This window comes from Streptomyces sp. MP131-18, assembly GCF_001984575.1.
GTDB classification, from domain to species: domain Bacteria; phylum Actinomycetota; class Actinomycetes; order Streptomycetales; family Streptomycetaceae; genus Streptomyces; species Streptomyces johnsoniae.
The window spans coordinates 5,346,891-5,370,619 of sequence record NZ_LZNS01000001.1; the positions used below are offsets into that span (position 1 = coordinate 5,346,891).

Here is a 23,729-nt window from a genome sequence, read left to right on the forward strand (position 1 = left end):
CCACCCCTGACGGAAAGGAACGGCCCAGCATGCCTGCCAGGCCCGGAAAGACCGCCATCTTCGAGCAGTTCGCGGCGGATGGCATCTCGTACATGTTCGGAAATCCAGGAACCGTCGAGCAGGGCTTCCTGGACGAAGGAGGCCGCTTCGACCTCTCCTACGTGCTCGCGCTCCACGAGGGCGCGGCCGTGGGGATGGCCGACGGGTACGCCCGCGCCACCCGGCGCCCGGGCCTGGTCCAGCTGCACAGCGGCGTCGGCCTCGGCAACGGCATCGGCATGCTGTACCAGGCCAGACGCGGCGGTTCACCGCTCGTGGTGCTCGTCGGCGAGGCCGGGGTGCGCTACGACGCGATGGACGGCCAGATGGCGGCCGACCTGGTCGCGATGGCCGAGCCGGTGACCAAGTACGCCACCCGCGTCATCGACCCCGACTCGACGCTGCGCGTCCTGCGGCGCGCCGTGAAGATCGCGATGACGCCGCCGCGCGGCCCGGTCGTGGTGGTCCTGCCGGCCGACGTGCTGGACCGCATGACCAGCGAGCCCGCCGTGCCGACCAGCCTCCCCGACACCCGCTCCCGCCCCGCCCCCGAGGCGGTGGAACGCGCCGCCCGCGTCCTCGCGGACGCCGCGCGCCCGCTGATCGTCATGGGCGACGGCGTGGCGGTCTCCGGCGCGAAGCAGGAGCTGACGCGGGTGGCGGAACGGCTGGGCGCGCCGGTGTGGGGCGCCAACTCGTCCGAGGTCAACTTCGACACCACCCACCCGCTGTACGGCGGGGAGCTGGGGCACATGTTCGGCGCCAGCAGCGCCCGCGTCGTCGGCGACGCCGACGCGGTGCTCATCGTCGGCACCTACGTCTTCCCCGAGGTGTTCCCCTCGCTGACCAGCCCGTTCCGCGACGGGGCCCGCATCGTCCACATCGACCTGGACGCCTACGAGATCGCCAAGAACTTCCCCGTGGACATCGGCCTCGTCGCCGATCCGCGGCTCACGCTCGCCGCCCTGGCCGACGCGCTCGGCCAGGACCCCGGCGGTCGAGGCCCCGGCGGCCCGCCGGCCGGGCAGGCGCGCGAGCCCGCGCGCCCGGCGCCCGTGCCCGCCGGCGAGGAGCCGCTGCTCGACGCGTTCGTGCGGACCCTCGCCGAGACCGCCCCGCCCGGCCTCGCCGTGTTCGACGAGGCGCTGACCGCGGGCGCGCCACTGGCCCGGCACCTGCCGCCGCGCGTGCCCGGCACGTTCTTCCAGACCCGCGGTGGCTCCCTGGGCGTCGGCATCCCCGGCGCGCTCGGCGTGAAGCTGGCGCGCCCCGAACTGCCGGTCGTCGGCTTCACCGGGGACGGCGGCAGCATGTACACCTTCCAGGCCCTGTGGACGGCGGCTCGGGAGCACATCGACGCCAAGTTCGTCATCTGCAACAACGGCCGCTACCGCCTGCTCGACCTCAACATCGAGCAGTACTGGGCGGAGCTGGGCATCCGGCCGCACGACGCGCCCGACGCCTTCGACCTGACCAGGCCCGCCATCGCCTTCGCCGACCTGGCCGCCGCGCTCGGCGTGCCCGCCCGGCGGGTCGACCGCCACGACCACATCGCGCCCGCGCTGGCGGAGATGTGGGCGCACGAGGGCCCGTACCTGATCGACCTGGTCATCGACTGAACGGCCTGGTCATCGACTGAACGACCCGGCGCGACGCCGGGCAGGACGAACGAGGAGACCCCAGTGAACGTGCCCGCTGCCCGCTCGACGCCGCCCACGGCCACCGTGGAGGCGCTGGTGCGCGACTGGTACGAGGCGCTCGGACGCGGCGTTCCCGCCGAGCAGTTGCTGCCGCACCTGGCCAACGGCCTGCGCATCGACCTGCCCACCACCACCCTGCGCGGCCGGCAGGAGTTCGAGCGGTGGTACCGCACGGGCGCCTGCCGCCCGCTGACCGGCGCCCGGCCGGAACCGGGCGGCATCCAGGTGCACATGCAGTCGCCCGTGCACGCGCTGGCCTCGGTCGCCGTGGCCGGCGCGGGCGACGTGCCGCCGGCCCGCCACGAGTGGTGGGTCGTCCTCCAGGACGGCGTCCCCCGCATCAGGACCATCGCGGTCCAGCCGCGGCCCGCGCCCCATCCCACCCGCGACGTGCAAGGGACGGAACGATGAGTACGCATCCGGGCGGCCGGCTGACCGGCCGCCGCATAGGCATCCTGGTGGAGAACGACTTCGTGGAGGAGGAACTCTCCTACTACCAGCGCCGCTTCGCCGAGGAGGGCGCCGAGGTCGTCCTGCTGACCCGGCTGTGGGGCCAGTCCTCGCTGCGCTTCACGGGGCACGACCGCGGCGCGCCCGTCGTGGTGGCCGGCGACCTGGAACGGCTGGACTACGCGGAGCTGTCCGGGCTCGCCGCCCTCGTCGTGCCGTCAGGACAGGTCGCCGACCGGCTGCGGTACAGCGAGAACGTGGACCGCCTCGCGCCCGCGGTCGAGCTGATGCGCCGGGCGTTCCGCATGCCGCAGCTGGTCAAGGCGTTCTCCTGCCACGCGCTGCTGCTGCTCACCGCGGCGCCCGACTTGGTGCGCGGGCGCGAGGTCACCTGCCACAACAACCTGGTGGGCGATGTCCGCAACATGGGCGCGCACTACACGGACCTGGACGTCGTCGTCGACGGCGACCTGGTCACGAGCCGCACGGTCGAGGAGTGCCACCTGCTGGCCCGCACTCTCATCGACCGGCTCGACCCGCCCGCCGCCGAGGCCGCGCCGTGAGCGGCGGCGGGGAGCCGCAGGCGGCGTTCACCTTCTCCGACACCACCGCCGGGTACGTCATCCGGCGGCAGGACCGGCGCGTGGACCTGCGCACCCTGGACGGCGGAACGGTCACGGTCCACCTCACCGCCACCACCTCGGGCCGGCGGCTGCGCAACCTGGGGGAGCCGTACGAGGACGTCAGCGGCAGCCTGTACGACGTGCTGGTGCCCGGCTGCTTCGTCTTCTGCCACGGGCCGATCTACCCGGCGGACGGCGGGCCGCACCACCAGGCGGCGCAGCTGACCGTCGTCACCGGGCCCGACGGCGGCTGGCCGTTCGAGCGCGCCGGCTGGTGGACCGGGCAGCTGCGGCAGCTCGCCGCGTTCTACCGGCGCTCCCAGTTCGGCGACGGGGAGCCGGACTTCGGCGACTACCGCACCGAGATCCTGGGCAACGGGCAGAAGGGCGCGGGGCCGAGGCAGGAGGCCGACACCATCTCCCGCATGGTCTACGGCATGGCCGCCGCCTACCTGCTGAGCGGCGAGGAGGACTTCCTCACCGTCGCCGAACGCGGCTCCCGCTACCTGCACGACCACCTGCGGCTCGCCGACCCGGACGAGGACATCGTCTACTGGTACCACGGCATGGACAACACCGGGCCGCGCGACCACAAGCTGTTCGCCTCCGAGTTCGGCGACGACTACCGGGCGATCCCCGCCTACGAGCAGATCTACGCGCTCGTCGGCCTCGTGCAGACCTACCGGGTCACCGGCGCGCCGGAGATCCTCGCCGATGTCCAGGCCACGCTCCGCCTCTTCGAACGGTACTTCCGCGATCAGGGCCGCGGCGGCTACTGGTCGCACATCGACCCGGTCACCCTCAGCCCGTTCCACGACTCCCTCGGCCCCAACCGGGCCCGAAAGAACTGGAACTCGGTCGGCGACCACGCCCCGGCCTACCTGTTCAACCTGTACCTGGCGACCGGCGACCCGCAGCACCTGCGGATGCTGGAGCACACCTTCGACATGATCGTCACCCACCTGCCGGACCGCTCCGCGCGGCCCAGCCCGTTCGTCCACGAACGCTTCCACGGCGACTGGACCCCCGACCGCACCTGGGGCTGGCAGCAGGACCGCGCCGTCGTCGGCCACAACCTGAAGATCGCCTGGAACCTCATGCGCATGCAGGGCGCCCTGCCCAAGCGCGAGTACCGCGAGCTGGCCGAGCGCATCGGCGCGACCATGCCCGACGTGGGCCGCGACGTGCGCCGCGGCGGCTGGTACGACCTGCTGGAACGCGAGCAGGAGGGCGGGCGGCACGCGTTCGTCTGGCACGACCACAAGACGTGGTGGCAGCAGGAACAGGCCATCCTCGCCTACCTGATCCTCGCCGGGAACACCGGCTCGGACGACTTCCTGCGCCACGCCCGCGAATCCTCCGCGTTCTACAACTCCTTCTTCCTCGACCACGACGAGGGCGGCGTGTTCTTCACCGTCCTGGCCTCCGGCATCCCCTACCTGCTCGGCGACGAACGCCTCAAGGGCAGCCACGCGATGAGCATGTACCACAAGGCCGAACTCTGTTTCCTCGCCGAGGTGTACACCCGGCTGCTGGTCCACCGCGAGCCGCTCGACCTGTGGTTCAGGCCCCGCGCCGACGCGGCCTTCCCCGGCCGGCTGCTGCGCGTCTCGCCCGACGTGTTCCCGCCGGGACGCATCGTGCTCGACCGCGTCCTCGTCGACGGCGCGCCCTACGACGACTTCGACCCCGGGGCGATGACGGTGCGGCTGCCCGCGAGCACCGAACGGCTCACCGTCCAGGCCCGGGTGCGGCCGGGCGGCGGGTGAGCGCGCGATGCCCGCCGCCGCCCCGGCCGTCCGGCCGGGCGACCCCTACCCGCTGGGCGCCCACGTCCGCGAGGACGGCGTCGGCTTCGCCGTCCGCTCCGCCACCGCACGCGCCGTCTGGCTGGTGCTCATGCGGCCGGCGGACGGCGCGGTTCTGCGGGAGATCCGCTTCCCCGACGCGTTCCGCGCCGGCGACGTCTTCACCATGACGGTGCCGGGGCTCGACCAGGACCGGTTCCACTACGGCTACCGGGTCGCGCCCTGGCCCGGCGGTGACGGGCGCTCCCCGGTGATCCTCGACCCGTACGCGGCCGAGCTGGCCGGTGCCGGGCCCTGGGGAACGCGGCCCGCCTACCGCTCGGCCGTCCCCGACCGTTCCTTCGACTGGGGCGGGGACCGGCCGCCCCGCGTCCCGCCCGGCGAGCTGGTGATATACGAACTGCACGTCCGCGGCTTCACCCGCCACCCCGGCTCCGGCGTCGCGGCACCCGGCACCTACGCCGGGCTCCGCGAGAAGATCCCGTACCTGCGGCGGCTCGGCGTCACCTGCGTCGAGCTGCTGCCGGTACAGGAGTTCGACGAGACCGACAACACGTTCACCTCACCCGCGACCGGCGCGCCGCTGCCCAACTACTGGGGTTACAACACCGTCGGCTTCTTCGCGCCCAAGAGCGCCTACGCCGCCGACACCAGGCCCGGCGGGCCGGGAGCCGAGTTGAAGGAGCTGGTGAAGGCCCTGCACGCGGCGGGCATCGAGATCATCCTCGACGTCGTCTTCAACCACACCGCGGAGGGCGACCACCGCGGGCCGCTGCTGTCATTCCGCGCGCTGGACGAGGCCGCCCACTACCTGCTCGGCCCCGACGGCTCCTACCGCAACTTCACCGCGACCGGCAACACCGTCAACGCCAACCACCCGGCGACCCGCGCGTTCATCCTCGACTGCCTGCGGCACTGGGTCACCGAGTACCACATCGACGGTTTCCGCTTCGACATGGCCGCCATCCTCACCCGCGGCCCGGACGGCGCGCTGATGGACGACCCGCCGCTGCTCGCCGAGATCGCCCGCGACCCCGTCCTGGCCGGCCGCAGGCTGATCGCCGAGGCCACCGACGCCGCCGGTGCCTACCAGGTGGGAACGTTTCCCCACCACGGCCGCTTCGGCGAGTGGAACATGCGCTACCGGGACGGCATCCGCCGCTTCCTCGCCGGACGGCCGGGCAGCGCGCCTGAGTTGGCGGCCCGTGTGGCCGGCTCGCCCGACCTGTACGCGGGCCGCCCGACCAGCGCCTCCGTCAACTACATCACCTGCCACGACGGGTTCACCCTCGCCGACCTCACCACCTACGAGCGGCGCCGCAACGAGGCCAACGGGGAGGGCGGCACGGACGGCGTCGCCGACGAGGACAGCTGGAACTGCGGCCACGAAGGCCCCACCGACGATCCGGAGATCCGCGCGCTGCGCGCCCGGCAGGCCCGCACCGCGTTCCTGCTGCTGCTGACCAGCCGCGGCATCCCCATGTTCCCCGCGGGCGACGAGTTCGGCAGGAGCCAGGGCGGCAACAACAACGCCTACAGCCAGGATTCGCCGACCAGTTGGCTGGACTGGTCGCTGCCGCACACCGACCACGGCCGCGACTTGTTCCGCTTCGTCCGCCGCTGCCTGGCGTTCCGCCGCGCCACGCCCGCGCTGCACCGCCAGGAGCACGCGGGCGTCCGCGCCGCGCCCGGCGCGGACGACGGCGCCGCGCCGCTCACCGTTCTGTTCACCGACGACGATCCGCACCGGCCGGGCGCCGTGTTCGTCGCCGCACACAACGGCGGGGGAACGCGCACCGTGCGCGCGCCCGCCGCCCCGCCCGGCACCCGGTGGCACCTGTTCGCGGACACCGCCGCGCCCCCCGGCCGCGACGCGTACCGGCCGGGCGAGGAACCGGCCTGCCCCGGGCCGCTGTTCACCCTGGCCGCCCACAGCGCCGTCGCGCTCGTCGCCAGACCCCGTCCGCAGCCCCATTTGCAGCCCCACCCGCAGCCCCATCCGCATCAGGAGGACGCAACGCCATGACCTTCCACGCAACGAGCGGCACCTCCGGCGGCTCGGCCGTCATCACCCTGTCCGGCGACCTCACCGGCGAGGCCGCCGCCGCCGAGTTCCGCGGCCACGTCGAACAGGCCGTCCAGGGCGCCCCCCGCCGCCTGGTCCTCGACGTGCGCCGGCTGCCCGCCCTGACCGCGGCCGGACTGCGGTGCATCGCGTTCGCCCAGCAACACCTGCCGCCCACCGCACAGATCTTCGTCCTCGGCGCCACCCCCGCGTTCCGCGAGACGCTGCGCCACGGCGGCCTCGCCGGGTCCGTCACCCTCCTCGACGAGCAGCCGAGGAACTGACGGCCGTCTCCGCCAGCCGGTCGAGCGCCGCCTGCGAGGAACTGCCGGGTGGCGCGGTGTAGGTGATGAGGTGCTGGTCCGGGCCGTCGGGCAGTTGCAGGGCCTCGTAGTCCAGCGTCAGCCGGCCCACCACGGGATGGTTGAACGCCTTGCTGCCGTTGCCCCGGGCCCGCACGTCATGCCGCGCCCACAGATTGCGGAACTCCCCGTCGGCCGACGACAGTTCGGTCACCAGGGCCGCGATGCCCGGATCGCCGGGGTGGCGGCCGGCCGACAGCCGCAGATGGCTGATGCCCTGCCGGGCGACCTGCTCCCAGTCGGCGTACAGCGAACGTGCCGCCGGATCGCGGAAGACGTGCCACACCAGATTCCGCCGCCCCGCCGCCGCGGGAAAGTCCCCGAACAGCGCCGCCGCCGTCGCGTTCCACGCCAGGACGTCCATGCGCCGCCCCAGCACGTACGCGGGCGTGGGCGCGAGCACGCTCAGCAGCCGGTGCACCCCGTCGCGCACGCGCTCCACCGGCGCCGCCCGCGGCGGCGCGCTCCCCGCGCGCGCCAGCAGATACAGGTGGTCGCGCTCGTCGGCCGCCAGGCGCAGCGCCCGCGCCAGCGCGTCGAGCACCGCGGAGGAGGGGCGGCCGGCTTTTCCCTGCTCCAGCCTGATGTAGTAATCGACGCTGATACCGGCCAGCTGCGCCACTTCCGCGCGCCGCAGTCCCGGCGACCTCCGCCGTTCGCCCGCGGGCAGGCCGTGCTCCTCGGGCCGGATTCTGTCCCGGCGCGAGCGCAGGAAGCCGGACAGTTCGCTTCGTGCGTCCATGGATTCATCCCCCAGTCGGCGACGGCAGCAGTCAAGAGTAGACCGGCTCGGCAAAGCCAGTACAAAAAAGTGGACCCGCATGCGGTTTTTCCGGCTTTTGCCATGGTCTGGAACGGACTTCGCGCGGCCGGTAATCTGCCGCCCGGACCCCCTATGCGAGAGGAAGTTCCGCAATGAAGTACGGGCTCTCCGCGTTCGTCGCGGCGGAAACGAACACGCCGGGGGAGAAGGCGATCCCGCCGGTCGATCTGGGCCGTGCGGCCGAGGAGCGCGGATTTGATTCCGTCTTCGTCGCGGAACACACCCATATCCCGGCCCAGGAGATAGCCCTCCCGGACGGCGGGGACATGCCGCGCTACTTCTCCCACATGCTCGACCCCTTTGTCGCGCTGACGGCAATGGCGGTGACGACCACCCGGATACGGCTGGGCACCGGCGTCACCCTGCTCAGCACCCGCGACCCGATCGTCACCGCCAAGGCCGCCGCGAGCCTGGACCTGATCTCCGGCGGGCGGCTGGAGTTCGGCGTCGGCACCGGATGGATCACCGAGGAGGTCCGCAACCACGGCACCGACCCGGCCCGCCGCTTCGCCGTGCTCCGCGAACGCCTCATCGCCATCACCCGCATCTGGGCCGGCGAGGTCGCCGAATTCCACGGCGAGTACGTCGACTTCGGCCCGCTGTACTCCTGGCCCAAGCCGGTGCAGCGGCCCCGCCCGCCGGTGCTGCTCGGCGGCTGGAGCCCGCGCATGGCGCGGCGCGTCCTCGACCTCGCCGACGGCTGGATGCTGCCGCCCCTGTGGGACCTCGACCGGGTCGAGGCCGAGGTCACGGCGCTGCGGCGGCTCGCGGCCGAACGGGGCGTGCCGGCGCCCGCGGTGAGCTTCTTCGTGACCGAGGGCAGCCGCGAGGAGCTGGACCGGGCCGCGGCCCTCGGGCCGGAGCGCGTCCTCTTCTTCGCCGACCCCTGGACCAGGGACGACACTTTGCGCCGCCTGGACACCTGGCGGGCGGCCATGGAGTCCTGGCAGGGCGCCGCCTGAGCCGGTCGGTCCGCCGGCGGCGAAAGGCCCGGGGGCGGGAACGCCGGGGTCCCCCGCTCCCCGTGACGGTGCGGGGGCGGGGGACCGCGCGCTCACCGGCGTGGGGAGATGGGCCTCCCCGCGGTGCGACCTGGCCGGTTCAGCGCGCCTCGGGGCCGATGATCCAGTGCTGACGGACCAGCAGCGTGTGCACGTAGTGCTCGTTGAGGAAGTGCCTGCGGTCGTCCAGCACCGCGGCCATGGCCGGTGCCTGCCGCGCCGCCGCGACGGCCGCCAGGTCGTCGAACCAGATGTGGTACGCCACGTCGAACGGCGGCTCGCTGATGCTGTACCAGGCATCCCGGGTGAACGACTGGTAGAAGCGCCGCACGCCGGGGAGCCCGGTGACCATCGGGACGTGCATCCGGCGACTGTAACGCCGGAATTCCTCCCGCGTCATGCCCTCCCTGCGCTTGCCGAGCACGATCAGCTTCACGCCCGGCTGCACCGCGCTCTCCGGCTCGCCCTGCACCAGGACCTCGGTGTCCGTGTCCAGGACGACCGACTGCCAGAACGCCGCCCAGCGCGGCTCGTCGAGCCGGGCGCCCTCCAGGAATTCCGGTGTCTGCAACGAGGCCAGCTGCTCCTCCTCGTTCTCCAGCCAGATCTCCGCGACGCCGCTCCACAACCCATTCTCGCCGGGCTGCGGAATCGTGGTGTCCACCGCGTAGCGCTTGATCTGCGGAATCTTGGCGGCGTAGCGGACCGCGTGCTCCTCGACCCAGTAGCGCTGAAATTCCTGCACGGTCATGCCGGGCTTGGGCGCCGCGAAAATCAACTGATGAATCATGGCACTCACTCCCTCAGACCTGGTAGCGGAGCTTGACGTCCTCGGCGAATCCGAGGTAGCCGCGCAGCGGCCACACCTCTTCGAATTCGAGGTATTCCCGCATGGGCAGCCGGCCGAGGGCCGTGCGGTCCAGCTCCTCGGCGTCGGGGGAGTCGATGATGGCGATGACCCGCTTCTGCGCGGCCACCTTCCAGATACCCACGCAGAAACCGGAGTCGACCGTCTCCTGCGCGTGCTCGGCCTCCTCCCGTTCGATCTCCCACAGCTCGTCGAGCGTGATACGGCCTTCGTGATTCCACTTCATCTGGACGTAGAACAGCATTCCGACTCCTTGAGACAAGAGGCGAGGTGATGTGGTGGGAAGGGCGATGCGTGCGGAACGGCGTCAGCGGCCGAGGTCGGCGACCAGCGGGTGGCCGGCGCCGAAGGTCTCGGCGGCGATGTCGCGCGGCGTCTTGCCGTCGTGGCCGACGAGGTCGGTGCGCGCGCCCGCGGCCAGCAGCACCCGGGCGCACTCCTCGTACCCGTGCCACAGCGCGTCGTGCAGCGGCGTGTAGCCGTTCGTCGCGCCCTGGAAGTCCAGGTCGGTGCCGGGCGCCTCGGCCAGCAGGCGGGTGATGTCGGCGTGGCCGTTGTAGACGGCCTTGTGCAGCGGGACCGCGCCGAACGTGGGCTCGCTCGCGTTCACGTCCGCGCCCGCGGCCAGCAACTCCCGCACGATGTCGGTGTGTCCGTCGCGGCAGGCGACGAGCAGCGGGGTGTGCGCGTCGTTGAAGCCGTTCACCACGGGGAACCTGGCGTCGACGGGCGCCCCCTCGGCGAGCCGGGCGCGCACCGCCGCGGTGTCGCCCGCGGTCACGGCCGCCATCAGCCGCTGTTCCTCGGCGGCCCGCTCGTCGCCGCGGGTGCGGTCGGCCAGCAGCTTCTCGGCGGCGAGCAGCTTCTCCTTGCCGAGGGTGTTGACGTTCAGCTCGTACTCGAAGTGCTCGCGCAGCGAGAAGCCGTAGTGCGTGTGCAGGCCGAGCCCGGCGTTGAGCTCCAGCAGGTACGCCACGATGTCCGGCCACTTGTACCAGAGGGCGTCCATCAGCGGCGTGTGCCCGGTGGTGGGCGCCACCGCGTCGACGAACGCGCCGGCCGCGACCAGGGCCCTGATCGTGTCGAGGTCGCCGCGCTGCACCGCCTTGTGCAGCGCCGTGCCGCCGGCCCTGCTGTCGCCCGAGTGGACGTCGGCACCCGCCTCGATCAGGGCCCGCACGACGCCGGCCGAGCCGAGCCCGGCCGCGGTCTGGAGGGCGGTGAGGCCGGTTTCCCCGTCGCGCTGATTCGGGTCGGCGCGGTGACCGAGAACACGGCGCACTTCGCCGAGGTCTCCGCTCCGAATGGCGGGAAGCAGCAGCGCATTGGCCTCGGCCTGGTACATGGCGACCTCGGCCGAGGAATCGAAAACCACCTTGCAGTGGGTGACGAGACCGTCTTCCCCGTAGATGAGCGAGGTGGTGAAATCGGTCGGCGCCAGCGTGCCGCCCGCCCGGTGCCTGATCAACTGGGTGGTCGCGACGACGGCGTGGCCGCCGTCCACGACGATGCCGCGCCGCGTGAACTCGACGATGTCGACGAACGCGCTGCGCAGCCGCAGATGTTCGGCGAATCCCGCGCGCCCCTCCCATACTCCGTAACCCGGTACGAGGGCGTTCAGGTCGTTGCCCGGGAATTCGAGGACGACGTCCGGCGACATCGCGCCGAGAACGCCTTCCACGTTTCCGTCCGCCACGTCGGCGAAGAGTTTCACGACAAGCGCTCGTGTGGTTTCCGTGCCGGCCATACGCTTCTCCCGCGGTCTTTTCGTCTCGGACGTCTATGAGTTAACTCGGAGCCGCCCCCACGGGCCAAGACCGCGGCGCCGTGCTGCGGAGGCATGTGCAAGTTGACGCAGTAACCGCGAAATTGCGGCGCCTTACTTCCTGGCCGTCCGTGCCGCCCGTGCCGTGCGCGCCGCACGTCCGGTGCGGCGGTGCGCGGGGGAGCGGCGCAGCTTTCTGATTTCGACATGCGCCTCGCCGAGCGCGGTTTTCAGCTGCCGCACCTCGCGCGTCAGCTGCTGCACGTGGCGCAGCGGGTCGTGGCGGTCGCCGGCCAGAGCGGCCGTGCCGCCCTCGACGAACTGCCGCTTCCACGTGCTGATGGTCTGCCCGGACACGGAGTTGCGGCGGGCCGCCTCCGCGGCGGACATCGATCCGGCGAGCACCTGGAGCACGATCCACACCTTGTCCTCGACCGGCAGCGCGGGCGGACGGCCCATCGTCATCTCCTCCCTGCGCGTCGCGCTACTTCGTGCACTTCTCGTTGCCTTCGGCCGAACCGGCGGGTCACGATCGAACGAGGAATGGAACGTCCGGTGAGTCCAGATTGGGGAAGCGTTGTGAGTGGAACACGCGAGGTCGCGTCCGGCTGGTTCGATGCACTGACCGGCGGCGACATCGAACGGGCCCTGGGGTATCTCGACGAGGACGTGGAATGGATCAATTACTCGCCGGTTCCCGGCTTCAACGACGACATGACGTGGATCGGCACCTGCCGCGGCCCCGTCGAGGTGCTGGAGAGTTTCCAGACGTTTGTGGGCGTGGTGAACGTGGGCAGTGAGTCCCTGGTCCGGCTCGTCGTGGACGGCGAGGAGGCCATGGGGGTGATTCATGAAACCGGCACCGTCAAGGAGACGGGTCTGCCGTTCGAGATAGAGTTCATTCAGTGGCTCACCATCAGGGACGGAAAGATCACCCGCTGGAAGTCCTACACCGATCCTTCCCAGATCATCCGGGCCATTCGCGCCCGGTAGTCCCGCTCGTTCTTATGGTTCCGCCGGTGCCCGCGCCGCTGTGGCGCGGGCACCGTTCCGCTTCAATTTCTCCCGGGAGGCCGCATTGCCAGCGTCGCCAGCACATTCGCCCGTAGCCGTCGTCACCGGTGCCAATCGCGGCATCGGCCTCGAAGTCGTGCGCCGGCTCGCCGAGTCCGGCTACACGGCCGTGCTCGGCTCCCGCGACCCGGCCAAGGGCGAGGCCGCCGCCGAGCCGCTGATCCGGGCGGGCCTCGACGTGGTGCCGGCCGCACTCGACGTCGACGACGACGAGACCGTCACCGCGCTCGCGCGGTGGCTGACCGCCGAGTACGGGCGCTGCGATGTCCTCGTCAACAACGCGGCGATCCTGTACGACACGTGGCAGCGCCCGGCCACCGCCGACCTGGACGTCGTCCGCCGGGCCCTGGAGACCAATCTGCTCGGCGCCTGGCGCACCGCCCAGGCGCTGGTCCCGCTGCTGCGCGACAGCCCGCACCCCCGCATCGTCAACGTATCGAGCGGCGGCGGCTCGATATCCGGGATGGGCGCCGGCGCCCCCGCCTACTGCGTGTCGAAGGCCGCGCTCAACGCCTCGACCCGCATGCTCGCCGCCGATCTGCGCGGCCACGGCGTCCTGGTGAACGCCGTCTGCCCCGGCTGGGTCGCCACCGACATGGGCGGCCCCGGCGGCCGGCCGGTGGCCGAGGGCGCCCGCAGCGTCATGTGGGCGGTCGAGCTGCCGGACAACGGGCCCACCGGCGGCTTCTTCCGCGACGGCCGCCCGCTGGACTGGTAGCCGACCCGGGAGGAACATCCGGTCCGGCGACACCTCGGGGGGTGTGCCGCCGGACCGGACGGGGCGGCCCGCGCCGGGGGTTCGCGGACGCCTGCGGGCTGCGGCGGCGGCGGAGCGGGGGCACGCCCGCGCCGGGCCGACGGCCCTGTCACCATGGCTCTCCCTGCCTCTTCAGCCGCGGGCCCGCTCCTTGCGGCGCGCCGCGGGGCGCTTCGCCTCCCGCCGCCCGCCCGCGTTGTCCTGCGCCAGGTCGGCCAGCAGCCGCAGCGCGATCTCGGACGGCGAGCCGGTCTCCGCGGTGAACACCGAAAGCCGCTGTCCGTCGTCGTTGGGCAGGCTCATCAGCTCGTTGGTGAGCGTCATCGGGCCGACGAGCGGGTGCTGGAAGTCCCGCGTGTTGCGCTCGCAGGAGCGCACCGGATGCACGGCCCACAGCGAGGCGAACTCCTTACTGCGCAGCGAGAGTTCCCCGACGAGCTTCTCCAGGTTCTGATCGTCGGGGTACTTTCCCACGGTCAGCCGCAGATCCGCGACCGTGTCGTGCGACTTCTGCTTCCAGTCCGCGTACAGCTCGCGCGCATGCGGGTCGAGGAAGACCAGCCGCGCCACGTTCGGCCGGTCCGCCGCGCGCGCCGGGGCGTCGAACGCCAGGTGGTCGGCCAGCAGCGCGTGCGCCGTCAGGTTCCACGTGAGGATGTCGCCGTAGCGGCCCACGACCAGCGCGGGCAGCCCGCCGAACGCGTCGACCATCAACTGAACGCTCGGCCGCACCTGTTCCGGCTTGGTGCGGCGCCGGGTGCGGGACTTGCGCCGCGCCAGGCTGTGCAGGTGGGCGCGCTCCGTCGCGTCGAGTTGCAGCACGCGGGCCAGCGCGTCGAGCACCGCCTCCGAGGCGTTGGGGCTCTGGCCCTGTTCCAGCCTGGTGTAGTAGCCGACGCTGACGCCGGCCAGCTGCGCCAGCTCCTCGCGCCGCAGCCCCGGCACCCGCCGCAGGCCGCCGTAGTCGATGAGCCCCACGGCCTCCGGGCTCAGCCGCGCCCGCCGCGAGTGCAGGAATCTCCCGAGTTCCGTTCGCTGCTCCATGCCCTCAAGCATGCCCCGCGATCCCGCCGCCGTGCCTGCACCTGACAGGGGCAGGCACGGCGGCGGCCGGAACGTCATGCTCCTTGCATGGCCACGCGTTCCTCATCCGGCAGGCTCGCGCGCACCTTTCGCGTGCGGGCGCGGAACGCCGCAACGTCAAGTGCACGTAGTGCACGGGGCATTGCTCCGTTTTCTGGGAGAGACCGCCGTCGAAAGGCAAGCTGTTGATGTCTCAGCACATCAATCTCGGCGGTAGTCGGAAATTGCCTGGGAGGACGGAACATGAGCGGTTCCCCTGATGAGAAGGACATGGCCTTCGCGCTGCCGGAATCGGCTCGGCGCCTGATCGAGTCACCTGCGCTCGCCCACGTCGTCTCCCTCAATCCGGACGGCAGTCCGCACGTCACCGGCGTGTGGGTCGGCATGGACGGGGGAGACATCGTCTTCGCGTCGATGTACGCGTGGCGCAAGACGCAGAACCTCCAGCAGGACGAGCGGGTCGCCCTCACCATCGAGGGCGACGGATTCCACGGCAGCGGCCTGCGTGAATATCTGGTGGTGTACGGCACCGCCGAAGTCACCGAGGGGGGCGCCTTCAGCCTGCTGCGGCGCCTCGCGCGCACCTACATGGGGCAGGACGCACAGTTCCCGCCCGATCAGTTGAGCACCCTCGGCGGATATGTCATGCGGGTGAGGATCGAAAAAATCGGCGGTGTCGGGCCCTGGACGGCAGGCCCTCCCGGCCTTCCCGAGGACGCGCAGACGACCTGACCAGGGAAACCCGGAAAAAGACCCGGAGAAAATCCGGGAGAACTCCGGGAGGAAACCCGGGAGAACGTGCCCGGTCGGCGCCCGAACCGCCCCTGACACGCGACCACGCGAAAGGGAAACGATGTCCAGTATTGGGAATGACAGGGAGGCCCGGTATGGCGCAGGTGAATGACCGGGCCACCACCGGCGGGGCGATCGACTCGCGCAAGGGATTCGCCCTCGCGGTCCTGTGCGCCGCCATGTTCCTCGACGCCCTCGACACCTCCGTCGTCGGCGTGGCGCTGCCGAGCATCCAGGAGGACCTCGGCCTGTCCAACACCTCCCTCCAGTGGGTGGTGTCGGCGTACACCGTCGCGTTCGGCGGATTCCTCCTCTTCGGCGGCCGGGCCGCGGACCTGCTGGGCCGGCGGCGTACCTTCCTGATCGCGATGGGCCTGTTCGCGGCCGCCAGCCTCGCCGGCAGCCTCGTCTCCGAGGGTCCGCTGCTGGTCGCCTCCCGCATCGTCAAGGGCATCGCCGCCGCGTTCACCGCGCCGGCCGCCCTGTCGATCATCACGACGACCTACCGCGAGGGCGCGGAACGCAACCGCGCCATCGCCATCTACGGCGCGACCGCGGCCAGTGGCTACAGCCTCGGGCTCGTCCTGTCCGGCCTGCTGACCACCGCGGACTGGCGGCTGGTTTTCTTCGTGCCCTCCGTGCTCGCCGCGGCGGTCATGATCGCCACGCCGTTCGCGCTGAAGGCGGACCGGCCCAGCGGCGAGCGCCGCTCCTACGACGCGGGCGGCACCATCCTGGTGACGGCCGGCGCCCTGCTCCTGGTCTTCGGCCTCGTCCAGATCCCGCACGACGGCCTGTTCAGCGCGACGGCGCTGCTCCCGCTCGGCGGCGCCGTCCTGCTCCTGATCCTCTTCGTGGTCGTCGAGAACCGCCATCCGGACCCGGCCGTCCCCTTGCGTCTCTTCCGCTCCTGGACGCGCAGTTCGGCCAACGTGCTGGCCCTGGCGTTCGCCAGTTCCAGCATCGGCTGGGCCTTCGCCGCCACGCTCTACCTCCAGGAGTTCCTGGGCCACAGCGCGCTGCGCACCGGCATCGAGCTGCTGCCCTACGGCCTCACCGTCGTGGTGGTCGCCAACTTCGTCACCGGCCGGCTGGTCTCCGCCATCGGCATCAGGTCCGTCGCCGTCCTCGGCATGACCGCCCAGACCCTGGGCATCGGCCTGTGGATCGCCGTCGGCACGGACGCCCGCTACGCACTGATCCTGATGCCGGGACTCATCCTGCACGGCATCGGCAACGGCCTGACGTTCTCCACCATGAACATCGCCGGCGTCAGCGGCGTCAAGAACGAGGAACAGGGCATCGCCTCCGGCATGATCATCGCCTCCTTCCAGATCGGCAGCGGGATCGGCGCCGCCGCCATCAGCGGCGTCCTCACCGCGGCCACCAACGGCACCAGCGACGCCGCGCGGGTGGACGGCTTCCAGGTCAGCTTCCTCACCGCAGCGATCTTCGGCGTCGTCGGCATCCTGATCTCCTGGCTCGGCCTGCGCACCTCCACGCCGAAGGCCGCGGCGCCCGCCACCGAGGCACGGCCCGAGGCCGCCGCCTCACCCACCCCCTCCTGACCCACCGCTGACGCGTCGGCGGTGCGACCCACGCCCATCGAGAGAGGACCCCTGTCATGAGCCAGCACACCTCCGGAAGCTCCGAAGTCCTGCTCAGCCGGATGCGCTTCCTGTCCGTCGGCCTTTCCGTGGCCGATGTCGAGGCAATGGCCACGTGGTATATCGAGCAGCTCGGGTTCGAGCACGTGCTGACGCACAACTTCGAGGACTACGGCGTCACCGCCACCTTCCTGCGCTACGGCGACCTGTCGATCGAGCTGGTGCAGAACGACACCATCGTCAAGGTCGAAAGGCCGCTGCCGCCGAATCACAACGCGGTACTCGGCGTGAGTCAGCTGAGCATTCACGTCGATGACGTCGAAAAGGCCCACGAGATCGCCGTGTCCCGTGGCCTGCCGATCGTCATGGACCTGGCCCCCTACCCGCCGATCCAGACGAATGCGTTCTTCATCCAGGACCCCGAGGGCAACATCATCGAGGTCTTCAAGGCCGAGTGGGAGTAACGAAAAACCGCCTCCCCGCCACCCCGGCGGCGCCGCAACGCGAAATCCGCGTTGCGGCGCCGCCGTTTTTGGTGCCCCGCCGCGGTCCGCGGGAAGTCAATTCCGCATTACGTTAAATGCGCCTTGCTCGTGCGCCGTGCCGGAGCGACCCTATGGATAGGGGAAATTGGCGAATCGCCAGCACACGAGAAGGCAGAGGAGAAGATGCAGATTGACACCGATGGATTCCGCAGCATATTCGGGGCTCTCCCGACGGCCGTGGCCGTCGTCACCGCCATCGACGGCGAGGGGAACCTCCGGGGGCTGACGACCAACACCGTCACCGCGCTGTCGGTCGAGCCGCCGATGCTGCTCGTCTGCCTCGACGAGGAATCGACGACGCTGCCCGCCGTCCATGACGCCGGCCATTTTGTCGTGAACTTCCTCGCCGATTCGGGCGGCGGCATATCGCAGACGTTCGCCGGAAAAGCCGACGACAAGTTCGCCGGCCTCCGGCTGCGGCCCGCCGCGCGGGCCGCGGGCGCCCCCGTACTCGCCGACGACGTCGTGGCCCACGCCGAATGCGAGGTCCACAGCACGATCCGCGCGGGCGACCACACCATCGTCGTCGGCCTCGTCCGCGACGGCGCGGTCTACGACCGCACACCCCTCATGTACCACCGCCGGCAGTACTTCACGTGGCCCCCGCGGCAGCTCGCGGCCACCGGGGACTGACCCGCGCCAGCCCGGCGGGACCGGCTCAAGCCCTCTCCTACCCACACCAAGGGAGCACCAGTGAAGTTCGGTATCGACCTCGCACCCGTCATCTCGCCGGACGAGAAGAGTGCGGCGGACTACTACGAGGAGGCGCTGCGCCTCGCCGTCCTCGCCGAGGAACTCGGCTACGGGCACGTGCGGACCGTGGAGCACTACTTCACCTACTACGGCGGCTACAGCCCCGACCCCGTGGCCTTCCTCTCGGCCGTGGCCGCCCGCACGGAACGCATCAAGCTGGTGACCGGCGCGGTCCTCCCCGTGTTCAGCCACCCCGTTCAGCTGGCCGGCAAGCTGGCGATGCTCGACAACATCTCCAAGGGGCGCCTTGAGGTCGGCTTCGGACGCGCGTTCCTGCCCGCGGAGTTCGAGGCGTTCAACGTGCCCATCGACGAGAGCCACGAGCGCTTCCGCGAGGGCATCGAGGCGTGCCGCCGGCTGTGGGCCGAGGAAGACGTCGTCTGGAACGGCACCTTCCACTCCTTCGGCCCCGTCACCCTGCTGCCCCGCCCCTACCAGCAGCCGCACCCGCCGGTGCTGGTCGCCACCGCCAGGACCCCCGAATCCTGCGTGGCCGCGGGCGAGGCGGGCTTCGGCCTCATGATGGTGCCCGGCATCAACTCCGCCGAGCAGACCCAGCACATGCTGTCCCTCTACCGGCAGGCGTGGGCCGACGCGGGCCACGAACCCGGCGGCGAGAACGTCCACATGAGCTACAACGTCTACATCGACGAGGACGGCGAGGAGGCGTACCGCCGCGGCCGCCACTACGACGCCAGGGTTGGCGCAAAGCTGGCCCACGCGGTCGCCGACTGGAAGACCACCCGCAGCAGCGCCTACCGCGGCTACGAGCAGCTGGCGCAGGCGCACGAGGGCGGCGACCCGTTCGACGAGCACATCCGGGACAACAAGGTCCTCGTCGGCACCCCCGAGCACATCCGCGGTCAACTGGCGGCGGTCCGCGACCTGTACGGCGACGACCTCACCGTCAGCTTCCTCGTCTCCAGCGGGGACATGCCGGTGGAGGACTCGGTGCGCGCCATGCGGCTGCTCGCCGAGCAGGTGGTGCCGCACCTCTCCTGACCCCGCTGCCCCTGCCCCTGCCCCTGCCCCCTGCCCGCGGCCGGACCTCCCCCCGGCCGCGGGTACCGGGACGCGCGCGCCTTGTGAGCCTCAAGTCCTTGGGATTACGTTGCGGGCCCATCCGTTACGCCGGAGGAACATCCATGCCGATTGGGAACGTGCTCATCACCGGAGGCTCCACGGGCATCGGCCGGGCCTGCGTGGAACGATTCGCCCGCGAGGGCGACGCCACGGTCTGGTTCACCTACCGGAGCGGCCGGGCGCGCGCCGAAGAGCTGGTGGCGCGTCTGGCCGCCGAGGGACGCGGCGCCGCCGCCTTCGAACTCGACCAGGGCGACTGGGATTCCCACCAGCGGCTGCTGGCCGAACTCCCGGGACCCGTCGACGTCCTGGTCAACAACGCCGCCGTCGGCTCCCAGACCGTCGAGCAGTACGCCCCGGGCCCCGCGCACACCAAGGCGTCCGCGTTCTTCCAGATCAACGCCGTCGGCCCGCTGTGGCTGATCGAGCAACTGCTGCCCGGCATGCGGGAACGCGGCCACGGCAAGATCGTCAACGTCGCCAGCGTCGGCGGCGGCATCGGCCAGTTCCCCGGCTTCCACCCGGCGGACGGCATGAGCAAGGCCGCACTCGCCTACCTCACCCGGCACCTCGCCGCCGACCTCGTGCACACCCCCGTGCACGTCTTCGCGCTGTGCCCCGGCGCCGTCGAGACGGAGATGTTCGAGGCGAGCACCCTCAGGCCGCTCGGACCGGAACGCCGCGCCGCGTTCACCGCCGGACTGCCCGGCGGGCGGCTGATCCGCCCCGAGGAGATCGCCGAACTCGCGTACTGGCTCGCCGGGGAGCACTCCGCCGCCCTGCACGGCGCCGTCATCGACGCCTCCATGGGCCTGGGCGTCCACCCCGGCCTCCTCACCGCCAACCCCGTCACCGGAGGCGCCGCGTGATCTCCCGTCAGTCCGCGCGCCTGGTCGCCGACACCCCCGCCATCGCCGACGCCCACTTCCGCGCCGAGGCCGAGCCCTACCACCCCCGGCTGCGCCCCGGCGGCTACCTCAACCTCGGCACCGCCGAGAACCGGCTGCTGTGGGACCTCGTCGGCGCCCGCCTCGCCGAACTCCCCCCGCCCACCGAGCAGACCGCCCGCTACGCCCCGCTGCACGGCGCCCCCGCCCTGCGCGAGCGGATCGCCGCACTCCTCACCGGGACCTGCCGCGCCCCGATCGACGCGGACGAACTCGTTGTCATCAGCGGCGCCACCGGCGCCCTGGACGCCATCGCCACCGTGCTGTGCGACCCCGGCGAGGTCATCGTGGTGCCCGCCCCCTACTACGGCGCGTTCGACACCGACCTGGGCGGCCGTTCCGGCGCCGCCCTCGTCCCGGCCCCGCTGTCCGCGGACGACGGCTTCCGCCTCACCGCCAAGGCCGTCGACCGCGCCCTGACCGAGGCCCGGCGCGCGGGCTCGGTCGTGCGGGCCGTCGCCCTGTCCTCCCCGTCCAACCCCATCGGCGAGGTCCACCCGCCCGGGGTGCTCGCCGACCTGCTGCACGTCGTCCGCGAGCACGACGTGGACCTCGTCACGGACGAGATCTACGCGCACGCGGTCTTCGGCGACCGCCCGTTCACCAGCGCGCTCGACCCCGCGGTCAACCCCGACTGGGCCGAACGCACGCACCTCGTCTGGGGCTTCGCCAAGGACTTCGCGCTGCCCGGCCTGAAGACCGGCGTCCTGCACACCCGTCGCCCCGACGTGCTCGCCGCCGCCCGCGCGCTCGCCTACTTCGCGCCCGTCTCCACCGCCACGCAGGAGGTGTTCACCGGCCTCCTCGACGACCCCGCCTGGGTCGCCGGCTTCCTCGCCGAAGGCCGCCGCCGGCTCGGCGCCAGCTACCGGCACGCCGCCGACCTGCTGCGCCGTCACGACCTGCCGCACGCCCCCGCGGAGGCCGGCTTCTCCGTGTGGCTCGACCTCGGCGCGTGGCTGCCGGGGCCCGACCGGCCGGCGGCGGACGGCTTCGCCGCCGAGGAACGGCTGTGGCGCGACCTGTTCGAGACCACCCACGTCAGCATCCTGCCCGGGGCCGCCTTCCACGCCCCGCAGCCGGGCTGGTTCCGGCTGTGCCACACCGTCGACGCCCCGCTGGTCGCCGAGGCGATCCGGCGCATCGCCGCCCACGTGCACGACCACGAGAAGGGAAACCGCCCGTGACCACGTCTCCGGGCCCACTCGACCGCTGGTACGAGGCCGCGGGCGTCCGCGGCGGCGTCCGGCGGATCTTCCACGCCGAAGCCGAACAGGGCCGCGTCTTCTTCCCCGAGGCCCTCGTGCCGCACCTGGACCACCCCGAGGTCCGCGCCCTGCCGCCCGAGCGCATACGCGAGCTGACCGTTCGCCACCTCTACCAGTTCCTGCACGCCACCACCCACCTGGAGACCCGCGTCGTCAACGGCGCCGCCGAGCCGGTCGCCAACGGCCGCGTCGGCATGGACTTCTCCGCCGCGCTGCGCATGGACGCCTTCAAGGTGTACTGCGACGAGGGCTACCACGCCCTCTACAGCCTCGACCTGGCCGACCAGGTCGCGCACGTCACCGGCATCGCCGTGCCCGACGTCGACTACGGCGGCTTCGTCACCGCCCTCCAGGCCGCCGGACGCGCCCTGCTGCCCGACGACCCCCTGCTGGCCGGGCAGTTGCAGGCCGTCGTCTTCGAGACCCTGATCACCGCCGTCCTCAACGAGGTGCCGCAGGACCCGACCGTCGTCAGCACCGTGCGCGAGCTGATGCGCGACCACGCCAAGGACGAGGGCCGCCACCACCGCTTCTTCTCCGCCTTCTTCCTCCAGTTATGGGGCCGGCTCGATCAACGGCGGCGCATCGCCGCGGGCCGCGCGCTGCCCGCCATGATCCGCGCCGCCCTCGACTGGGACCTGGGCCCGGTGCACACCTCACTGCGGCTCGCCGGGCTCGGCGAGGACCAGGCCCGGGCCGTGCTCGCCGACGCCTACGGCGAGACGGCCGTCACCGCCCGCATCCAGACCGTCTCCCGCGCCACCGTGCGACTCGCGGCCCAGGCCGGGGCGTTCGAACTGCCGGGCGTCCCGGATGCGTTCGCCGCCCACGGGCTGCGCGAGCCGGAGGACCACGATGACTGAGCCCGGCCCCACCTACTCCAGCTACCTGCGCATAGCCGAACTGCTCGCCCTCCAGTCGCCCTCCGCCGCCCGCGTCCACGACGAGCGGCTGTTCATCACCGTCCACCAGGTGCAGGAACTGTGGTTCGCCCAGCTGCTGACCGAACTGGCCGACGCCCGCGACCTGATGCTCGACGGCGAACCGCGGCGCGCCCGCCTCCGCCTCGCCCGCTGCCTGGAAATCGACCGCGCCCTCATCGCCGGGCTCAGGCCGCTGCACACCATGCCGCCGCGCGAGTTCCACGCGTTCCGCGGCCACCTCGGCACCGCCAGCGGCGCCCAGTCCGCCCAGTACCGGGAGATCGAGTCCCTGTCGGGCGCCGCCTGGGCCCGTTCCGACCGGCTCCCCACCGGCCTCGGCGCGGCGGAGCGGGAACGGCTGCGGCGCCGCCACGCCGAACCGACCCTGTGGGACGGCTTCCTGACGCTGCTGGGCAAGGCCGGATTCGACATGGCCACCAGGGAAAGCCGCCGGACGGCGTTCGCCCACCTGGCCGCGCACCCCGACGACCTGCCGGAGCTCACCCAGCTCGCCGAGACCCTGCTGGACCACGACACGATCTGGGCCGAGTGGCGCGCCGCCCACACCCTGCTGGTGGAACGCCAGATCGGCGCCCTCCCCGGCAGCGGCGGCAGCACGGGCGCCACCCACCTCCGCGCGGGCATGCACCGCCGCTTCTTCCCCGAACTATGGGACCCCGGCACCCCCGACCCCCTGACCGCCACCCCCCACTAGCCGCCCCCGCCCACGGCTGATCGGTCCGACACGTGGCGGTCGGACCGATCAGCCACTTGAAGTCCTCGTATCAAGTGTGCGAACGCCTCGGGGACCTCGCGCACGGTCATGCTTCGGTGCAGCAGTTCGAGGTCGGCGCCGTGAGTGCCGAGGTGGGCCAGGATCGGCTCGTAACGGTCGGGGCGATCGCGGAGGAACTCGGTGGTCAGCCGTAGCTCCAGGCTCACGCAGTCGATGCGGTGACCGCCGCAGTCCACGGGGACGTAGTGCCGCCAAGGGCCGGGGCCCTGGCCCTCCCACCCATCCTCCTCGCACGGCACTTCCACCGTGCTGACCTCGAAGTGGACGCCGTCCAGGCTGTAGCGGGCGAAGTACTGCCGGGACACCTCGATCCATCGCGGCGCCGTCACGCACGGCACATCCGCCAGCGCTTCCGCGACAGCCTCGACGTCCTGGCGCCGGCCGACAAGGATGTCGACATCGCCGACCGGCACGTCGACGCCTTGAAGACAAGCCGCGGCCGTGCCGACGAGCCGGTGTCGCAATCCCGGAGCGACAGCCCCGATCAGGTCGAAACCGGCGCGCAGCACCGCCTCCAGGTCGTGCCGGTCACGCAGCGGCCGAGTACCGATCCCATCCATGGCCGACAGGATGCCCGCCGGGTCTGACACTGCCCGC

General features: G+C 71.9%; 25 protein-coding genes. 18 read left to right on the forward strand and 7 right to left on the reverse strand.

Going from position 1 to position 23,729, the window contains the following annotated elements; translation table 11 throughout:
* The first annotated feature begins 29 nt into the window (after nt 1-29).
* The 6 genes from STBA_RS24180 (at nt 30) to STBA_RS24205 (ending at nt 6,969) form a co-directional block, all read left to right on the forward strand.
* A complete protein-coding gene (locus tag STBA_RS24180) occupies nt 30-1,658 on the forward strand; it encodes a thiamine pyrophosphate-binding protein (RefSeq protein WP_077061249.1) in 1,629 nt (542 codons plus the stop codon).
* A gap of 63 nt (nt 1,659-1,721) precedes the next feature.
* Entirely contained in the window at nt 1,722-2,150 is a 429-nt protein-coding gene (locus STBA_RS24185) for a hypothetical protein (RefSeq protein WP_077061250.1), read from the forward strand.
* A complete protein-coding gene (locus tag STBA_RS24190; protein WP_077061251.1) occupies nt 2,147-2,752 on the forward strand; it encodes a DJ-1/PfpI family protein in 606 nt (201 codons plus the stop codon). The genes STBA_RS24185 and STBA_RS24190 overlap by 4 nt, the downstream gene beginning before the upstream one ends.
* A complete protein-coding gene (locus STBA_RS24195) occupies nt 2,749-4,581 on the forward strand; it encodes an AGE family epimerase/isomerase (RefSeq protein ID WP_077061252.1) in 1,833 nt (610 codons plus the stop codon). The genes STBA_RS24190 and STBA_RS24195 overlap by 4 nt, the downstream gene beginning before the upstream one ends.
* 7 nt (nt 4,582-4,588) lie before the next feature.
* Complete coding sequence (locus STBA_RS24200) at nt 4,589-6,646, forward strand: alpha-amylase family glycosyl hydrolase (RefSeq protein ID WP_077061253.1); 2,058 nt, start codon at nt 4,589-4,591, stop codon at nt 6,644-6,646.
* Entirely contained in the window at nt 6,643-6,969 is a 327-nt protein-coding gene (locus STBA_RS24205) for an STAS domain-containing protein (RefSeq protein WP_077061254.1), read from the forward strand. The genes STBA_RS24200 and STBA_RS24205 overlap by 4 nt, the downstream gene beginning before the upstream one ends.
* On the opposite strand, the gene STBA_RS24210 is transcribed toward STBA_RS24205, so the two are convergent.
* Entirely contained in the window at nt 6,938-7,789 is an 852-nt protein-coding gene (locus tag STBA_RS24210; RefSeq protein WP_077061255.1) for a helix-turn-helix domain-containing protein, read from the reverse strand. The two genes, STBA_RS24205 and STBA_RS24210, sit on opposite strands and share 32 nt — an antisense overlap.
* 173 nt (nt 7,790-7,962) lie before the next feature.
* Here STBA_RS24210 and STBA_RS24215 point away from each other — a divergent pair, with 173 nt between their 5' ends.
* Nucleotides 7,963-8,832, forward strand: a complete 870-nt coding sequence (locus tag STBA_RS24215; RefSeq protein WP_077061256.1) for an LLM class F420-dependent oxidoreductase — start codon at nt 7,963-7,965, stop codon at nt 8,830-8,832.
* Between the two features lie 139 nt (nt 8,833-8,971).
* On the opposite strand, the gene STBA_RS24220 is transcribed toward STBA_RS24215, so the two are convergent.
* The 4 genes from STBA_RS24220 to STBA_RS24235 all read right to left on the reverse strand — a co-directional run bounded on the left by STBA_RS24220 (nt 8,972) and on the right by STBA_RS24235 (nt 11,963).
* Nucleotides 8,972-9,661 (reverse strand): EthD domain-containing protein, encoded by a 690-nt coding sequence (locus STBA_RS24220; protein WP_077061257.1) that lies wholly within the window; start codon nt 9,659-9,661, stop codon nt 8,972-8,974.
* A 13-nt stretch (nt 9,662-9,674) separates the two neighbouring features.
* Nucleotides 9,675-9,983: a muconolactone Delta-isomerase family protein gene (locus STBA_RS24225; RefSeq protein WP_077061258.1), complete on the reverse strand. Its 309-nt coding sequence runs from the start codon at nt 9,981-9,983 to the stop codon at nt 9,675-9,677.
* Between the two features lie 63 nt (nt 9,984-10,046).
* Nucleotides 10,047-11,486 carry an ankyrin repeat domain-containing protein gene (locus STBA_RS24230; RefSeq protein WP_077061259.1) on the reverse strand — a complete coding sequence of 480 codons (1,440 nt, stop codon included), beginning with the start codon at nt 11,484-11,486 and terminating at the stop codon, nt 10,047-10,049.
* A 132-nt stretch (nt 11,487-11,618) separates the two neighbouring features.
* Complete coding sequence (locus STBA_RS24235) at nt 11,619-11,963, reverse strand: transposase (RefSeq protein WP_077061260.1); 345 nt, start codon at nt 11,961-11,963, stop codon at nt 11,619-11,621.
* A 120-nt stretch (nt 11,964-12,083) separates the two neighbouring features.
* Between STBA_RS24235 and STBA_RS24240 the strand changes: the two genes are divergently transcribed.
* Both STBA_RS24240 and STBA_RS24245 read left to right on the forward strand, forming a co-directional pair.
* On the forward strand, nt 12,084-12,497 hold the full coding sequence (locus STBA_RS24240) for a nuclear transport factor 2 family protein (RefSeq protein WP_077061261.1): 414 nt from the start codon (nt 12,084-12,086) through the stop codon (nt 12,495-12,497).
* 85 nt (nt 12,498-12,582) lie between these two features.
* Nucleotides 12,583-13,296, forward strand: a complete 714-nt coding sequence (locus tag STBA_RS24245; RefSeq protein WP_077061262.1) for an SDR family oxidoreductase — start codon at nt 12,583-12,585, stop codon at nt 13,294-13,296.
* A gap of 171 nt (nt 13,297-13,467) precedes the next feature.
* On the opposite strand, the gene STBA_RS24250 is transcribed toward STBA_RS24245, so the two are convergent.
* Complete coding sequence (locus tag STBA_RS24250; RefSeq protein ID WP_079252138.1) at nt 13,468-14,379, reverse strand: helix-turn-helix transcriptional regulator; 912 nt, start codon at nt 14,377-14,379, stop codon at nt 13,468-13,470.
* Nucleotides 14,380-14,661: 282 nt separating this feature from the next.
* Between STBA_RS24250 and STBA_RS24255 the strand changes: the two genes are divergently transcribed.
* From STBA_RS24255 to STBA_RS24295, 9 genes are all read left to right on the forward strand, one after another.
* Nucleotides 14,662-15,150 carry a PPOX class F420-dependent oxidoreductase gene (locus STBA_RS24255; protein ID WP_216355958.1) on the forward strand — a complete coding sequence of 163 codons (489 nt, stop codon included), beginning with the start codon at nt 14,662-14,664 and terminating at the stop codon, nt 15,148-15,150.
* 155 nt (nt 15,151-15,305) lie between these two features.
* Entirely contained in the window at nt 15,306-16,778 is a 1,473-nt protein-coding gene (locus tag STBA_RS24260) for an MFS transporter (RefSeq protein WP_171987776.1), read from the forward strand.
* Nucleotides 16,779-16,834: 56 nt separating this feature from the next.
* A complete protein-coding gene (locus STBA_RS24265; RefSeq protein WP_077061265.1) occupies nt 16,835-17,281 on the forward strand; it encodes a VOC family protein in 447 nt (148 codons plus the stop codon).
* Nucleotides 17,282-17,485: 204 nt separating this feature from the next.
* A complete protein-coding gene (locus STBA_RS24270) occupies nt 17,486-17,995 on the forward strand; it encodes a flavin reductase family protein (protein ID WP_077061266.1) in 510 nt (169 codons plus the stop codon).
* 60 nt (nt 17,996-18,055) lie between these two features.
* Entirely contained in the window at nt 18,056-19,117 is a 1,062-nt protein-coding gene (locus tag STBA_RS24275; RefSeq protein WP_077061267.1) for an LLM class flavin-dependent oxidoreductase, read from the forward strand.
* Nucleotides 19,118-19,260: 143 nt separating this feature from the next.
* Nucleotides 19,261-20,067 carry an SDR family oxidoreductase gene (locus STBA_RS24280; RefSeq protein ID WP_077061268.1) on the forward strand — a complete coding sequence of 269 codons (807 nt, stop codon included), beginning with the start codon at nt 19,261-19,263 and terminating at the stop codon, nt 20,065-20,067.
* Complete coding sequence (locus STBA_RS24285) at nt 20,064-21,332, forward strand: aminotransferase class I/II-fold pyridoxal phosphate-dependent enzyme (RefSeq protein ID WP_077061269.1); 1,269 nt, start codon at nt 20,064-20,066, stop codon at nt 21,330-21,332. The genes STBA_RS24280 and STBA_RS24285 overlap by 4 nt, the downstream gene beginning before the upstream one ends.
* Nucleotides 21,329-22,276: a diiron oxygenase gene (locus tag STBA_RS24290; RefSeq protein ID WP_077061270.1), complete on the forward strand. Its 948-nt coding sequence runs from the start codon at nt 21,329-21,331 to the stop codon at nt 22,274-22,276. Before STBA_RS24285 ends, STBA_RS24290 begins: the two co-directional genes overlap by 4 nt.
* Nucleotides 22,269-23,051: a tryptophan 2,3-dioxygenase family protein gene (locus tag STBA_RS24295; RefSeq protein ID WP_079252139.1), complete on the forward strand. Its 783-nt coding sequence runs from the start codon at nt 22,269-22,271 to the stop codon at nt 23,049-23,051. Before STBA_RS24290 ends, STBA_RS24295 begins: the two co-directional genes overlap by 8 nt.
* Here the strand turns inward: STBA_RS24295 and STBA_RS24300 are convergent.
* The gene (locus STBA_RS24300; protein WP_143659562.1) at nt 23,048-23,692 is read right to left on the reverse strand and encodes a hypothetical protein; all 645 of its coding nucleotides are present in this window, start codon (nt 23,690-23,692) and stop codon (nt 23,048-23,050) included. The genes STBA_RS24295 and STBA_RS24300 overlap by 4 nt on opposite strands.
* Nucleotides 23,693-23,729 lie beyond the last annotated feature (37 nt).